Below are 14,459 nucleotides of genomic sequence, written 5' to 3'. Positions count from 1 at the left end.
TCTTTATTTCGCCGAGCACTAGCTAGCTAACCCCTGCCAGATTGCAGTAAAGCCACTGATAGAACATAGCAGCAATGAACCAATGCGTATCTTCTCTTTAGGGATGCTTTGTGTCGTCATCAATGCCACTTTGTAGCCCAACCAAGCCGCAGGCAGCAAAGGGATGGTAATGATTAAATGATGCACGGTGAAGAAGCCAATCGGGATCTGTACCAGTAACGAGATGATTGAACTAAACACGAAAAACGCAGAAAGGTTACCACGGAGCTGATTGGCATCTTGGTGTTGCAGCAGCAGTGCCATCGGTGGACCACCAATACCAGAACTGGTACCAAAGAACCCAGAGAAAAACCCCGCAATACCCATGTTAGCTGGGGTTGGTTCGAGTCTAAATGGCAGTAGGCTAACAATCACGGCGAATACTACCAATAAGCCCAACCATAGTGATAGCACGCTTGTTGAAACCATCACTAACAAAGCTCCGCCTGCTAGTGAGCCTGGAATTCGACCTATTAGTGCGATTTTCAACCCGCCAATAGAGATATTCGCTCGATGTTTAAACGCGTTGAATAACGAGATAAACAGACCAATTAAACAGATCGGCGCAGGTACATAATCTGGAGAGACTAAAAACAGCAGTGGGGCTGCAACAATGGCCAAACCAAAACCGATTGCGGTTTGCACAAACGAGCCGACAAAAATGAGTGCCATTGCAATAAGGACAGTCTGATCTATGTATTCCATAAGCCTGCGGATTAGTTTTAAAGGAGCGGGTGGATACTATAAATGAAAACCAAAAGAATAGTCTTATTATTCAGTGAGGTTTATGCCAGTTTCGCTAGTTATAATTTCTATTATAACGACCAACAAAAAAGCGAGTGAGTATCTCAGGATGCTTCCTTTCAATACTCACTCGCTTTATTGGAACGACTTGTTGTTTACGCTAGTGGGGGAGTCAGCATAAAACGTTAAGCCATTGCCAATTTCAGTCGCTCAATCGGCTTGTCATTGATGGGTAAGTGGATAAGCGCTGCCGCAAATGCCAGTACTACCGTTGACCACCAGATTGGCTCATAAGAACCGTAGTAATCGTAAATACGACCACCAACCCAAGCGCCTAAGAAGCTACCCACTTGGTGAGTAAAGAACACCAAGCCGTAAAGCGTCGACAGATAACGGGCACCGAAGATCTGACGAACTAAGCCTGACGTTAGCGGTACTGTACCCAACCAACAGAAACCAATGGCTGCACCGAAGATAGCCGCGGTTGATTCAGTCACTGGTAGAGTGACAAACGCGCCGATAACTACAGTACGCACTAAGTACAGTGCAGACATAACGTGGCGTTTGCTGAACTTGTCGCCCATTACACCCCAGAAGTAAGATCCGAAGATGTTGAAGATGCCAACGTAAGCCAGTGCCATCGCAGCGCTGCTCGCTGGTAGGTCTTTATCTGCTAAATAGCTCGGTAAGTGCGTTGCGATAAACATTACGTGGAAACCGCACACGAAGAAGCCCGCGTGAATCAACCAGTAACCTTTGTGAGCAAACGCTTCAGACAGCGCTTCTTTCAGTGTTTGGTTTTCTTCTGCTTGCGCTTGTTTGTTTGAGGCTGCTTTAGGCGCTCGCATGAACAGCGCAAAAGAGATCATCAAACAACACAGTACGCCAAACACTTGCATCGCACTTTGCCAATCAAACTCGTTCAGCATGTATTGTGCGCCCGGAATTACCGCGAACATACCAAATGAACCTGCAGCCGTGGTTAAGCCAAACGCCTTAGCCGCGTGCTCTGCTGGTACAACTTTCGCTACTGCGCCAAGCACGATCACATAACTTGTCGCACTTAACCCAAGGCCAACGAGTGCACCCAGTGAAACGTAAAGCATGCTCGATTCGGTAGAAATTGAGGTAAGAAGTAAACCCAAACCGTAAGCAACTGCTCCTGCGATAATGATGCGTCTTGCTCCCCATTTGTCAGCCGCCATGCCCACAAAAGGTTGGAACACGCCGAACAGCAGGTTTTGTAGAGCAATAGCGAAGCTGAAAAACTCGCGACCTGTACCGAAATGCTCTGAAATTGGCATCATGAAAATGCCGAATGATTGTCTGATCCCTAGACTGATAATAAGTGTGCCTATCCCTAGCCATACCAGTAAAGGAAAACGGAAAATGCTCATTCTAATACTCTTTAATTAATGGTGGTGATGTGAGTGGTCTTGCGCTGACATGTGTTGGTCAGTCATTTCATGGTGATGTTCGTGCCCAGAATGCTCATGCCCTGATTGCTGATGGCAGCCACTGCTCACGGCATGCTGAGCCAAGAGATCAATCAATGGCTGACTGTGATGCACAATAACCAAACTAATGACGAGAAATAGCGTCATTCTGGCCAGTTGGGCAAAAAGAGATTGTGAAAACATACGGTGTTGACATGCGCTCTATGTTGTAAGAAGTCGCGCATCATAATGACGAGTGAGATATGTATCAAATGACCATTTGTGATTTAGTCTATGCGTTTTATGCATAGATCTATGCATGGTTTTATGCGTCGCTAGATTTAGGGCGAAACGTGACCAATAAATAGGAAAACTCGAAGCTCACTCATTCCGCGATAGAAGCATGCAGTTAATAATGAAAGCCTAACTACAGGTTTTTAACTATCTGTTTAATTGGAGAATTCACAAAACTGTAAAAACTAATATACAAACTAATTTCTAAGCAAGATTGCTTGTTCACTCGACTTATCTGTCAAACATCGTAAATTTGGGCATAAATCGTTTCAAGACTACTGAAACGCGATGTTAAAAGATTCAGGGAGAGTCATTCACATGGATAAAGATCATAACCTTCGCGAAAACTTACTGGCACTGATCTTAGGTAGCGCACTGGTTTCACTCGGCGTTATCTTTTTCAACCAAGTCGGTTTGCTCACCGGAGGCACGGCTGGTCTAGCAATCTTCATTACCAAAGTAACAGACCTAAGCTTTGGCCAAGTGTTCTTCGCACTTAACTTACCTTTCTATATTTTGTCGGTCGCTCGTATGGGTTGGCGCTTCACTATCAATACGTTTATCGCAGTTTCGATTGTTTCGTTCGCCGTGGATCACTTGTATCACGTGATTCAAATTGCCGAAATTCATGCATTGTATGCAGCTTTACTTGGTGGTGGCTTAATTGGTACCGGCATGCTGGTGATTTTCCGTCACAAGATGAGCTTAGGTGGCTTCAATATTCTGGCGTTGTTCTTACAAGAACGTTTTGGAATTCGCGCGGGCAAGGTGCAGATGGCACTAGACTGTACGATTGTTGTACTTTCTCTGTTCATTGTTGATGTGTCATTGGTTCTTCTGTCTGTGCTTGGTGCGATAGTCACCAACTTGATTCTAGCAATGAACCATAAACCGGGGCGCTATCAACCTGTGGTAAAAGCGGAAGCAGCATAGTTCGGTTCGCTCAAACACTCGATTCGATTAAGCTCTAGATTTGCTTAAATAAAGAGTGATTTACAGATTCTAAAAACAACAAAGCCAGCGTCAATTGCTGGCTTTGTTGTATTTGAATAACAGGTTCGAGTTAGTTATTAGTTATTAGCAGTTGCTGCAATCGTTGTCTGGCTTGAGTTCGCAGTCAATCACATTGCCTTGTTGGTCAAGTGACAGGTTACAGCACTCCTCAAACAGGTTCTTAAGATCTCCGCGACTTTTCTGAACGCGAGACTTAACCGTTGAGTAGCTGACGTTTTGCGCCTCTGCGATCTCTTTCTGGCTTTTGCCTTTGATGTCGACAGCGAGCAGTAACGATGAACTTTGTTCTGGTAGCGCCTGAATAAAGGGTTCGATACACAATGAAAGCTTTTGTTTGAACTCAGAGTTGTGGTCTAAATCGGTGAACCATAGATCTTCAGCATCAATTTGGCTATCACGTTGTTGTCGAGCATGTTTACGATAGAAGTCGATAATGGTGTGATTGGCTAATTGGAATAGCCACGATTTTACGCTGCTCGCATCTTGCACCTTATCTAAGTTTTGATAAGTCTTAATCAAGATCTCTTGCAGTAAGTCGTCTACATCAGCGGTGTTGTTGACCTTGGAATGCAAGAATGACTTTAACGCTTGCTGATACTCAGCCCAAACTTGTTCCAAATTCAAAGAAGCCCTATTCAAAGGTGCTTTAGTTGCACTGTTCATTCACACAACACTCGTCTTGTAAGAAATCAATCACGCCTTCTAGGCATTCATACTCTGCCACGCAGAATAAGGTTCTTCCCTCACGTCTTTGGCTGATTAGTCCTGCCGACGCTAGGCTTGAAATGTGGTGAGACAAGGTAGAACCGGGGATACCGAGTTCTTCTTGTAGGCCGCCAACTGCAATGCCTTGGTAGCCAGCTTTAACGACACTTTTATAGATAGTCAGGCGGATAGGGTGCCCCAACTCTTTAAGTGCTTTCGCAACGACTTCTAAGTTCATATTAACTCCTCAAGATTTAATTTCGATGTTAGTCGAAATGTATGCCAAATTCAAATTTAAAAACGGTGGCTGTGTAAGTTATTGAAAAACTGTGTTTTCGAAATTTATTTCGATTTTTATCGAAATAAAACTTGATCTGTCACTAAATATTTCTATAATTCGAGAATATTCGAAATTAAGGGTTGGTTACTTTCCTCATAGAGTCCGGCCTTCAATCCTGTTTGGAGTTAATTATGAGCAATGAAATGTTAACAATGCTAAAAGATGCACTTGATATGTTCGCTTTCTTAGCAGTAGAGCTAATCATCCTTTTCTTGGCGATCAGCTACATTGTTGGGATTCTGCAAGAGTTTCTTACACCAGAGAAGATTCAATCTATTCTGAGCTCGCGTAACGGTAAGGGTTATGTGGTTGCAGCGCTACTGGGTGCGATTACGCCTTTCTGTTCATGTTCGACCATTCCTTTCTTAAAAGGATTGCTGCGCGCACGAGCGGGTTTTGGTCCAATGATGGTGTTCCTATTCGGTAGCCCACTATTGAACCCTGTGATCATTGGTTTGTTCGTGATTACGTTCGGCTGGCAAGTGGCGGTATTCTACTTCTTAGTCGCGATGACAGTATCGGTAGTGGCAGGTTACGCACTAGAGAAACTAGGCTTTGAGCGTTACGTAAAACCTGAAGCGTATGAATCGACAGGTTCTGCTTCAAGCTGTGGCACTAGCTGTGGTGATTCTGCTCCTAAGAAAGCAGCGCCAGCGAAGGCAGAATCTTCATGTGGTACAAGTGCATGCGGTGAACCTGCACCTGTAATGGCAAAAGAAACATCTTGCTGCGATTCGAAAAAAGAAGAGCCACAAGTAACGGTTTCATGCTGCTCAACGGATGGAAGCGCAACTGCTGAAATCGTAGAGAAGAAAGAGCCTAGCCGTTGGATGAGAATTTGGTTCTCAACTTGGAAAGACTTCAAACAAGTTTTCCCTTACCTAATGATGGGTATCGCGATTGGTTCATTCATCTACGGTTTCATTCCAACAGACCTTATTGCACAGTACGCTGGTGAAGGTATGTGGTATGCGATTCCAGTAGCGGCTGTGATTGGTATTCCATTGTACATTCGTGCTGAAGCGGTAATCCCACTAAGTGCAGCTCTAGTACAAAAAGGTATGGCGCTAGGTTCGGTAATGGCATTGATCATTGGTAGTGCGGGTGCAAGTTTGACTGAAGTTATTCTGCTTAAGTCAATCTTCAAAAACCAAATGATTGCAGCATTCCTATTCGTTATCCTAACCATGGCGATGGGTGCAGGCTTCCTATACAGCTTCATCTTTGGCTAATCTGGTCTGATTCCTAGATAACCCAATTGATTACAAGATATAGATAATAAAAAGAGCTCACTTAGTTGAGCTCTTTTTTGTTTAACGGCTTATCAAATAGGAATATCAGACTGGGTTTGGTATTACAGCTGAAGTACCGTGTGCTGCGAAAGCATTAGTGGCTAACACATCACAGTGGTGACGATTAATCGCATCGCCATAGTTGTTGGTTATGCCGGGAAACTGAAAACGATACATCGGAATACCATATCGGCGCTCTTTTTGTTGGCCTATTCTATCTTTGCTTGTCCATAGTAGTCGGTTCTTAGCCGTGTAAGTCATGCCGTGCATTTTATTGAAATACGCTTCGTGACTGCGCATCTGCTCGTATAACTCGATAATGCGTTGTCGAGAGAAGTTCAATGTCGTACTTGGTTTAAGCTGCGTGCCCCAACCTTTTAATACCTTTTCCATGAAATCTCTTGTCACCAGCCCTGGTCCGGTAAGTAATCCCGCGCCTTTGCTTCCGCCGGAAGTATTGGCATTTCCTACCAAAGTGCCGTGTCGACCAGGCATGTAGGTGGTGTAGTATTTAGTTGAAGGGGACAAGCGGGGCATTCTTGCTTTAAAAGCGAGTGAGCGTTCGTCTTCAGCGAAAACACACACGATCTGTTTAACGTTTTTACCGAGTGATTTGTAATCCTTGAATGCGTTCATCCCTCCGGGTACGGGATCACACGCAAAGATGTTGACGGGAATATGGCTGAGTTTGTGGTCTTTGAGCATCCGGTTCGCCAGTTCAAAGCAACTTACACCACCTCGGCTCCAACCCACGATGTTCACTTGGCTAATCGGTTTACTTTGGCGCTCAATCGCGATGTTCTGTTGGCGCGCTGCCATACCGTGTTTTAGGTCAGCGGCTAATTCTTGTGAATCTTTCAACCAATCTTGGTATTTCTGGTTGGTTGCAAAAGGCCAAGCCGATTTTGCAGGGCGAGATTCACTGAGCAGTCCTTTGGCTCGCTTTACATAGTCATTCTTATCTTGTTGGCTTCCGCGCAAGATATTCAGTACATGGCGCATATTGCTGTCGATGCCTTTACCCAGCAATGTTCCCTTAACTCCAGAGTAGGTGTCGTCCTTACCTTGCTTCAACCACTCATTCTGATTCCCACTACCAACCCCATCCACTTGAATGTAGTCAATCATGTCTCTGCCCGTTGCATTCTTCGCTAGCGTCGAAATCAATTCGCCAGAAACATAGTTTTTGTGATTGTTGTCTTCTGAGTTTGAGCCTGTGCCACAGAAGAATACGGTTAATACGCTCATCCTTTGCCTTTAACACGATTAATTAAGATTGGAATCAGTATAGAAGTGATATGAGAAATTTATAAGATTGAATGAGTTAGAGAGAGGCATTGCTCCGAAATTCGATGTAACAAAGTGGAACTCGACCTAATAATTACAGGGCACTATGAAGTAAACGGAAAGGAAATTGAGAACGTATTGGAATGCAAACAAAAAACCCGACAGAATGCCGGGCTTAAGAACAAGATTATGTTTGAGGTAATGATTAAAAAATCAAAAGCCTCTTATATCAAGCTCATTATTGATCAACACCACACACTGAGAAGCAAACAGCATGTTTGGACCTAAGCTGATTTTCTCTGTCCCTAAACGCTTCAAGCTGTTGTAGCTTTTCTTCGGCATAGGGATGTGGTCAGTTAGAAGGAAACATGGGTTTTGAGCAATCTCTGCATCACGGATAAAGTCACCCTTTTTATCCATCATGTACAGCTGGTGGTCTTCAGCTAGCTCTTTAACCAGCTTTTCAAAACTCATAGTACGAACAGTGATGCCCGGTTCAACCTGACGTGTCTGTTCTTTAGTCATACCTTGAGAAGCGTCAACCGCTCTTACTACCGCAGATAACAATGCAGACTCATGAAAGCCACCAATGTTGGTGATCTCGTTTGAATCAAATGTAATCGTACGTGAAAAGTCTTTAGTACTTTCTAATACAAGGTGTACGGTGACATTCTCACGGTGAGATTGAGCAACAAAGATCGTGTTCATCAGAGTATGAGCCAGAATCTCGGTATGAGCGTCTTGCCCAACACCTTCTAAGATAAGTTTGCTCTCTGTAGGGGCTGCGCGAGCGCGTAATACAAATGAACGCATGGAATGTACCTTGTCAGTATGTGATAAAGCGAAACAGGCTTTATCAACATGAATTGATGAATAACCAAAATTGTGGCGGTATGTAACTCTTTTCTATTAATGAAGTCAAATGGAGTTGCACTTAGTACCAACCAGCGAACTTTGAGTATTAAATAGAGAATGACCACATTACAAGACGGTAACGGTTGAAGCGAACCAATGTTTACATAGATAGTATGCGCAAAATCATAAAGTGACTTACATAAGGAAGCTGTTGGTGAAGTTACAAAAGATCAATAAAGAAGAATATAGAAAGAAGATGAACCTGTTGTTGGTGTCATTAGTTGGGTCACTTGCATTGTTTGCCATTGTATTCGGCACCATTCTGATTGAATTGTTTGGCTCGGCTACTTCTATTACTGGTGAATCGACAGGAAACTTTCATTTGAACGTACTTGGGGTGATCTTATCTGTCGCTTTGAATGCGTTTATCGCAAGCCGAATGAAAGGGCATGAGTATTTTAAAGAAGCGCTTTATGTTTGGAACCTGAAACAAATCCACAATCAAATCTATCGTAAGCTTAAGCGTATTCAACCAAAAGCTGAGCAAGGCGATCGAGAAGCATTAACGATCCTTTACTTCTATTACACTACGCAAAAACAGGTATACGACCTAGATAACAATACATTGACGATAAAAACGGTTCAGCAATCGCTAGATAACATAGTGGAGTTAAGTGAAAAGTGGAGTATCGAACTGGATATAGAGGCATTCTCGAAAGATCTAGTCGCAAAATTCTAAGCTATATGCTCTTGATTGTATGAGCTTTAACCTGTGAAAGAGGGTTTTGACGTAAAAGTAGCCGCTTAGGCAACTTTTTTGAATTTTTATTAAAATAGGGGTTGCCATGTTTTCGATGATCTCTATAATGCCCCCTCACTGACACGGCAGACGCCACAAGGCTTCAACGGTAATCAGTAAGACGGAAAGTTCGAAAGAAATTAATTTTAAAAAGTGTTTGACACTTAAGATTAAGTCGCTAGAATTTACGTCCGCTTTCAAGGGTTTCTTTGTAAAAAGAAAGTTTCGATAAGCAAAGCTCTTTAACAATTTAAACCTATCAATCTGTGTGGGCACTCGTTGATGAATATCAAAACGTTTTATCGTTAGATAAAACAGATTCTTCGGAATCAAAATTGATTTCAATGAACTGAGTGACCAATCAAGTCTTAGGACTTGGCACAGTCAATTCATTATCTTTCTGTTCCTATTTATTTAAGAAGAGAGGGATAATAGCTTTAGAATTACATGTTTCTGTTCTTTTTCGAAAGAGTGGTAAATATTAGTTTTGAAGTCAGTATTCGTTGAGTCGACAAAATCTTAAATTGAAGAGTTTGATCATGGCTCAGATTGAACGCTGGCGGCAGGCCTAACACATGCAAGTCGAGCGGAAACGACACTAACAATCCTTCGGGTGCGTTAATGGGCGTCGAGCGGCGGACGGGTGAGTAATGCCTAGGAAATTGCCTTGATGTGGGGGATAACCATTGGAAACGATGGCTAATACCGCATAATGCCTACGGGCCAAAGAGGGGGACCTTCGGGCCTCTCGCGTCAAGATATGCCTAGGTGGGATTAGCTAGTTGGTGAGGTAATGGCTCACCAAGGCGACGATCCCTAGCTGGTCTGAGAGGATGATCAGCCACACTGGAACTGAGACACGGTCCAGACTCCTACGGGAGGCAGCAGTGGGGAATATTGCACAATGGGCGAAAGCCTGATGCAGCCATGCCGCGTGTATGAAGAAGGCCTTCGGGTTGTAAAGTACTTTCAGTTGTGAGGAAGGGGTAGCGTTAATAGCGCTATCTCTTGACGTTAGCAACAGAAGAAGCACCGGCTAACTCCGTGCCAGCAGCCGCGGTAATACGGAGGTGCGAGCGTTAATCGGAATTACTGGGCGTAAAGCGCATGCAGGTGGTTCATTAAGTCAGATGTGAAAGCCCGGGGCTCAACCTCGGAACTGCATTTGAAACTGGTGAACTAGAGTACTGTAGAGGGGGGTAGAATTTCAGGTGTAGCGGTGAAATGCGTAGAGATCTGAAGGAATACCAGTGGCGAAGGCGGCCCCCTGGACAGATACTGACACTCAGATGCGAAAGCGTGGGGAGCAAACAGGATTAGATACCCTGGTAGTCCACGCCGTAAACGATGTCTACTTGGAGGTTGTGGCCTTGAGCCGTGGCTTTCGGAGCTAACGCGTTAAGTAGACCGCCTGGGGAGTACGGTCGCAAGATTAAAACTCAAATGAATTGACGGGGCCCGCACAAGCGGTGGAGCATGTGGTTTAATTCGATGCAACGCGAAGAACCTTACCTACTCTTGACATCCAGAGAAGCCAGCGGAGACGCAGGTGTGCCTTCGGGAGCTCTGAGACAGGTGCTGCATGGCTGTCGTCAGCTCGTGTTGTGAAATGTTGGGTTAAGTCCCGCAACGAGCGCAACCCTTATCCTTGTTTGCCAGCGAGTAATGTCGGGAACTCCAGGGAGACTGCCGGTGATAAACCGGAGGAAGGTGGGGACGACGTCAAGTCATCATGGCCCTTACGAGTAGGGCTACACACGTGCTACAATGGCGCATACAGAGGGCAGCAAGCCAGCGATGGTGAGCGAATCCCAAAAAGTGCGTCGTAGTCCGGATTGAGTCTGCAACTCGACTCCATGAAGTCGGAATCGCTAGTAATCGTAGATCAGAATGCTACGGTGAATACGTTCCCGGGCCTTGTACACACCGCCCGTCACACCATGGGAGTGGGCTGCAAAAGAAGTGGGTAGTTTAACCTTTCGGGAGGACGCTCACCACTTTGTGGTTCATGACTGGGGTGAAGTCGTAACAAGGTAGCCCTAGGGGAACCTGGGGCTGGATCACCTCCTTATACGAAGATATTCACGATAAGTGTCCACACAGATTGATTAGGTTTAGAAAAGTTAAGAGAACCTTTTTGGTGGAGATAAATTAGCAGTGTCCCGTTCGTCTAGAGGCTAGGACACCGCCCTTTCACGGCGGTAACAGGGGTTCGACTCCCCTACGGGATACCATTGGGTCGTTAAGCTCAGTTGGTAGAGCAGGACTTTTAATCAATTGGTCGCAGGTTCGAATCCTGCAGACCCACCATTTTCTCCCAAGGAAATAAAACCTAGATGGGGCTTAGCTCAGCTGGGAGAGCACCTGCCTTACAAGCAGGGGGTCACTGGTTGAAAATATTCTTGGGAGAGCACCTTAACAATTTGAAAGCTGACTGATTGATTACTTACGAGTAATTCAAAAATCAAATTTAAAAGTTCTCAATGTTTATCTGCTCTTATTTAATAAGAACGGTATAAAAACAACAAACATTCATTCAAGTGTCTTTATTCACAAAATAAATCAAACATTCAAGTGTAGTTTGTTTGATCCTCACATTGAGTCCGGCAAACAGTCATTGAGAATTAACCCTTCTTAATGACAACAACAAAAATTTATTTGATTCACAATTGAGTCAAACCTTGGTTAGTTGCCATACATTAAGACCCTTTCGGGTTGTATGGTTAAGTGACTAAGCGTACACGGTGGATGCCTTGGCAGTCAGAGGCGATGAAAGGCGTAATAACTTGCGATAAGCCCAGATTAGGTAGTAATAACCTTTAAGTCTGGGATTCCTGAATGGGGAAACCCACTTACATAAGTAAGTATCCTGTTGTGAATACATAGCAACAGGAGGCAAACCGGGGAACTGAAACATCTAAGTACCCCGAGGAAGAGAAATCAACCGAGATTCCGAAAGTAGCGGCGAGCGAAATTGGATTAGCCCTTAAGCTTTTAATGAGACAGATGAAGGCTCTGGAAAGTGCCGCAATAAAGGGTGATAGCCCCGTAATCGACATCTCATCATCAGTGAAAACGAGTAGGGCGGGACACGTGATATCCTGTCTGAATATGGGGGGACCATCCTCCAAGGCTAAATACTACTGACTGACCGATAGTGAACCAGTACCGTGAGGGAAAGGCGAAAAGAACCCCTGTGAGGGGAGTGAAATAGAACCTGAAACCGTGTACGTACAAGCAGTAGGAGCACCTTCGTGGTGTGACTGCGTACCTTTTGTATAATGGGTCAGCGACTTAATTTTAGTAGCAAGGTTAACCGTTTAGGGGAGCCGTAGGGAAACCGAGTCTTAACTGGGCGTACAGTTGCTAGGATTAGACCCGAAACCAGGTGATCTAGCCATGGGCAGGTTGAAGGTTGAGTAACATCAACTGGAGGACCGAACCGACTAATGTTGAAAAATTAGCGGATGACTTGTGGCTAGGGGTGAAAGGCCAATCAAACCTGGAGATAGCTGGTTCTCCCCGAAAGCTATTTAGGTAGCGCCTCGGACGAATACTACTGGGGGTAGAGCACTGTTAAGGCTAGGGGGTCATCCCGACTTACCAACCCTTTGCAAACTCCGAATACCAGTAAGTACTATCCGGGAGACACACGGCGGGTGCTAACGTCCGTCGTGGAGAGGGAAACAACCCAGACCGCCAGCTAAGGTCCCAAAGTATAGCTAAGTGGGAAACGATGTGGGAAGGCTCAGACAGCCAGGATGTTGGCTTAGAAGCAGCCATCATTTAAAGAAAGCGTAATAGCTCACTGGTCGAGTCGGCCTGCGCGGAAGATGTAACGGGGCTAAGCTATACACCGAAGCTGCGGCTACGTACCTTAGGGTATGTGGGGTAGGGGAGCGTTCTGTAAGCCGTTGAAGGTGGTCTGTAAGGGCTGCTGGAGGTATCAGAAGTGCGAATGCTGACATGAGTAACGATAAAGGGAGTGAAAAACTCCCTCGCCGGAAGACCAAGGGTTCCTGTCCAACGTTAATCGGGGCAGGGTAAGTCGACTCCTAAGGCGAGGCCGAAAGGCGTAGTCGATGGGAAACGGGTTAATATTCCCGTACTTCTTACAATTGCGATGGGGGACGGAGAAGGCTAGGTGGGCCTGGCGACGGTTGTCCAGGTTCAAGTACGTAGGCGGGTGGTTTAGGTAAATCCGGACCGCTACTAACGCTGAGATACGATGTCGAGCTACTACGGTAGTGAAGTCATTGATGCCATGCTTCCAGGAAAAGCCTCTAAGCTTCAGATTGTAAGGAATCGTACCCCAAACCGACACAGGTGGTCGGGTAGAGAATACCAAGGCGCTTGAGAGAACTCGGGTGAAGGAACTAGGCAAAATGGTACCGTAACTTCGGGAGAAGGTACGCTCTTATCAGTGAAGTCCCTTGCGGATGGAGCAGACGAGAGTCGCAGATACCAGGTGGCTGCAACTGTTTATTAAAAACACAGCACTGTGCAAAATCGTAAGATGACGTATACGGTGTGACGCCTGCCCGGTGCCGGAAGGTTAATTGATGGGGTTAGACTTCGGTCGAAGCTCTTGATCGAAGCCCCGGTAAACGGCGGCCGTAACTATAACGGTCCTAAGGTAGCGAAATTCCTTGTCGGGTAAGTTCCGACCTGCACGAATGGCGTAATGATGGCCACGCTGTCTCCACCCGAGACTCAGTGAAATTGAAATCGCTGTGAAGATGCAGTGTACCCGCGGCTAGACGGAAAGACCCCGTGAACCTTTACTACAGCTTGGCACTGAACATTGAACCTACATGTGTAGGATAGGTGGGAGACTATGAAACCGCGTCGCTAGATGTGGTGGAGTCGTCCTTGAAATACCACCCTTGTAGTTTTGATGTTCTAACGTTGGTCCCTGAATCGGGATTACGGACAGTGCCTGGTGGGTAGTTTGACTGGGGCGGTCTCCTCCCAAAGAGTAACGGAGGAGCACGAAGGTGGGCTAAACACGGTTGGACATCGTGTGGTTAGTGCAATGGCATAAGCCCGCTTGACTGCGAGAATGACAATTCGAGCAGGTGCGAAAGCAGGTCATAGTGATCCGGTGGTTCTGAATGGAAGGGCCATCGCTCAACGGATAAAAGGTACTCCGGGGATAACAGGCTGATACCGCCCAAGAGTTCATATCGACGGCGGTGTTTGGCACCTCGATGTCGGCTCATCACATCCTGGGGCTGAAGTCGGTCCCAAGGGTATGGCTGTTCGCCATTTAAAGTGGTACGCGAGCTGGGTTTAGAACGTCGTGAGACAGTTCGGTCCCTATCTGCCGTGGGCGTTGGAAAATTGAAGGGGGCTGCTCCTAGTACGAGAGGACCGGAGTGGACGAACCTCTGGTGTTCGGGTTGTCATGCCAATGGCATTGCCCGGTAGCTAAGTTCGGAATCGATAACCGCTGAAAGCATCTAAGCGGGAAGCGAGCCCTGAGATGAGTTTTCCCTGACGCTATAAGCGTCCTTAAGGGTTGTTCAAGACTAGAACGTTGATAGGCAGGGTGTGTAAGTGCTGCGAGGCATTGAGCTAACCTGTACTAATTGCCCGTGAGGCTTAACCATACAACACCCAAGGGGTTTTGTGGACTCAAAGACAGACCTTGA

The 14,459-nt window shown here is 45.7% G+C and carries 10 protein-coding genes, 2 tRNA genes and 2 rRNA genes; 8 read left to right on the top strand and 6 right to left on the bottom strand.

Annotated features, from left to right (window positions below):
- Window positions 1-18: 18 nt before the first annotated feature.
- Both ITG10_RS25665 and ITG10_RS25660 read right to left on the bottom strand, forming a co-directional pair.
- A complete protein-coding gene (locus tag ITG10_RS25665) occupies window positions 19-744 on the bottom strand; it encodes a sulfite exporter TauE/SafE family protein (protein ID WP_206598116.1) in 726 nt (241 codons plus the stop codon).
- A 224-nt stretch (window positions 745-968) separates the two neighbouring features.
- Window positions 969-2,180, bottom strand: a complete 1,212-nt coding sequence (locus tag ITG10_RS25660) for an MFS transporter (protein ID WP_017631588.1) — start codon at window positions 2,178-2,180, stop codon at window positions 969-971.
- A gap of 29 nt (window positions 2,181-2,209) precedes the next feature.
- Here ITG10_RS25660 and ITG10_RS26545 point away from each other — a divergent pair, with 29 nt between their 5' ends.
- Entirely contained in the window at window positions 2,210-2,359 is a 150-nt protein-coding gene (locus tag ITG10_RS26545) for a hypothetical protein (protein ID WP_206598117.1), read from the top strand.
- Between the two features lie 472 nt (window positions 2,360-2,831).
- On the top strand, window positions 2,832-3,446 hold the full coding sequence (locus ITG10_RS25650; protein ID WP_017065874.1) for a YitT family protein: 615 nt from the start codon (window positions 2,832-2,834) through the stop codon (window positions 3,444-3,446).
- A gap of 144 nt (window positions 3,447-3,590) precedes the next feature.
- On the opposite strand, the gene sigZ is transcribed toward ITG10_RS25650, so the two are convergent.
- Both sigZ and ITG10_RS25640 read right to left on the bottom strand, forming a co-directional pair.
- Window positions 3,591-4,190, bottom strand: coding sequence for an RNA polymerase sigma factor SigZ (gene sigZ / locus ITG10_RS25645; RefSeq protein ID WP_017631590.1), 600 nt, complete (start codon window positions 4,188-4,190; stop codon window positions 3,591-3,593).
- Window positions 4,174-4,470, bottom strand: coding sequence for a metalloregulator ArsR/SmtB family transcription factor (locus ITG10_RS25640; protein WP_004733042.1), 297 nt, complete (start codon window positions 4,468-4,470; stop codon window positions 4,174-4,176). The genes sigZ and ITG10_RS25640 overlap by 17 nt, the downstream gene beginning before the upstream one ends.
- A 233-nt stretch (window positions 4,471-4,703) precedes the next feature.
- Here ITG10_RS25640 and ITG10_RS25635 point away from each other — a divergent pair, with 233 nt between their 5' ends.
- Window positions 4,704-5,804 carry a permease gene (locus ITG10_RS25635; protein WP_017631591.1) on the top strand — a complete coding sequence of 367 codons (1,101 nt, stop codon included), beginning with the start codon at window positions 4,704-4,706 and terminating at the stop codon, window positions 5,802-5,804.
- 105 nt (window positions 5,805-5,909) lie between these two features.
- Here the strand turns inward: ITG10_RS25635 and ITG10_RS25630 are convergent, their stop codons facing one another.
- Together ITG10_RS25630 and trmY are read right to left on the bottom strand one after the other, a co-directional pair.
- Complete coding sequence (locus ITG10_RS25630) at window positions 5,910-7,112, bottom strand: hypothetical protein (RefSeq protein ID WP_017631592.1); 1,203 nt, start codon at window positions 7,110-7,112, stop codon at window positions 5,910-5,912.
- Window positions 7,113-7,364: 252 nt separating this feature from the next.
- Window positions 7,365-7,964: a tRNA (pseudouridine(54)-N(1))-methyltransferase TrmY gene (gene trmY, locus ITG10_RS25625; protein ID WP_248387024.1), complete on the bottom strand. Its 600-nt coding sequence runs from the start codon at window positions 7,962-7,964 to the stop codon at window positions 7,365-7,367.
- A gap of 256 nt (window positions 7,965-8,220) precedes the next feature.
- Here trmY and ITG10_RS25620 point away from each other — a divergent pair, with 256 nt between their 5' ends.
- The 5 genes from ITG10_RS25620 (at window position 8,221) to ITG10_RS25600 (ending at window position 14,417) form a co-directional block, all read left to right on the top strand.
- Window positions 8,221-8,745, top strand: a complete 525-nt coding sequence (locus tag ITG10_RS25620) for a DUF3087 family protein (RefSeq protein ID WP_017631593.1) — start codon at window positions 8,221-8,223, stop codon at window positions 8,743-8,745.
- A 581-nt stretch (window positions 8,746-9,326) separates the two neighbouring features.
- Window positions 9,327-10,876: ribosomal RNA gene (locus ITG10_RS25615) — 16S ribosomal RNA — on the top strand.
- 88 nt (window positions 10,877-10,964) lie between these two features.
- Window positions 10,965-11,039 (top strand) — tRNA-Glu (locus tag ITG10_RS25610).
- Between the two features lie 2 nt (window positions 11,040-11,041).
- Window positions 11,042-11,115: transfer RNA gene (locus tag ITG10_RS25605), tRNA-Ile, on the top strand.
- A 411-nt stretch (window positions 11,116-11,526) separates the two neighbouring features.
- Window positions 11,527-14,417 (top strand): 23S ribosomal RNA (locus tag ITG10_RS25600).
- The 16S and 23S rRNA genes sit together here with 2 tRNA genes alongside, the layout of an rRNA operon.
- Window positions 14,418-14,459 lie beyond the last annotated feature (42 nt).

This window comes from Vibrio sp. ED004, from assembly GCF_023206395.1.
Taxonomy (GTDB): Bacteria; Pseudomonadota; Gammaproteobacteria; order Enterobacterales; family Vibrionaceae; genus Vibrio.
Note: the sequence above shows the minus strand (reverse complement) of the source record. Positions and strands in the feature narration are given on the sequence as shown.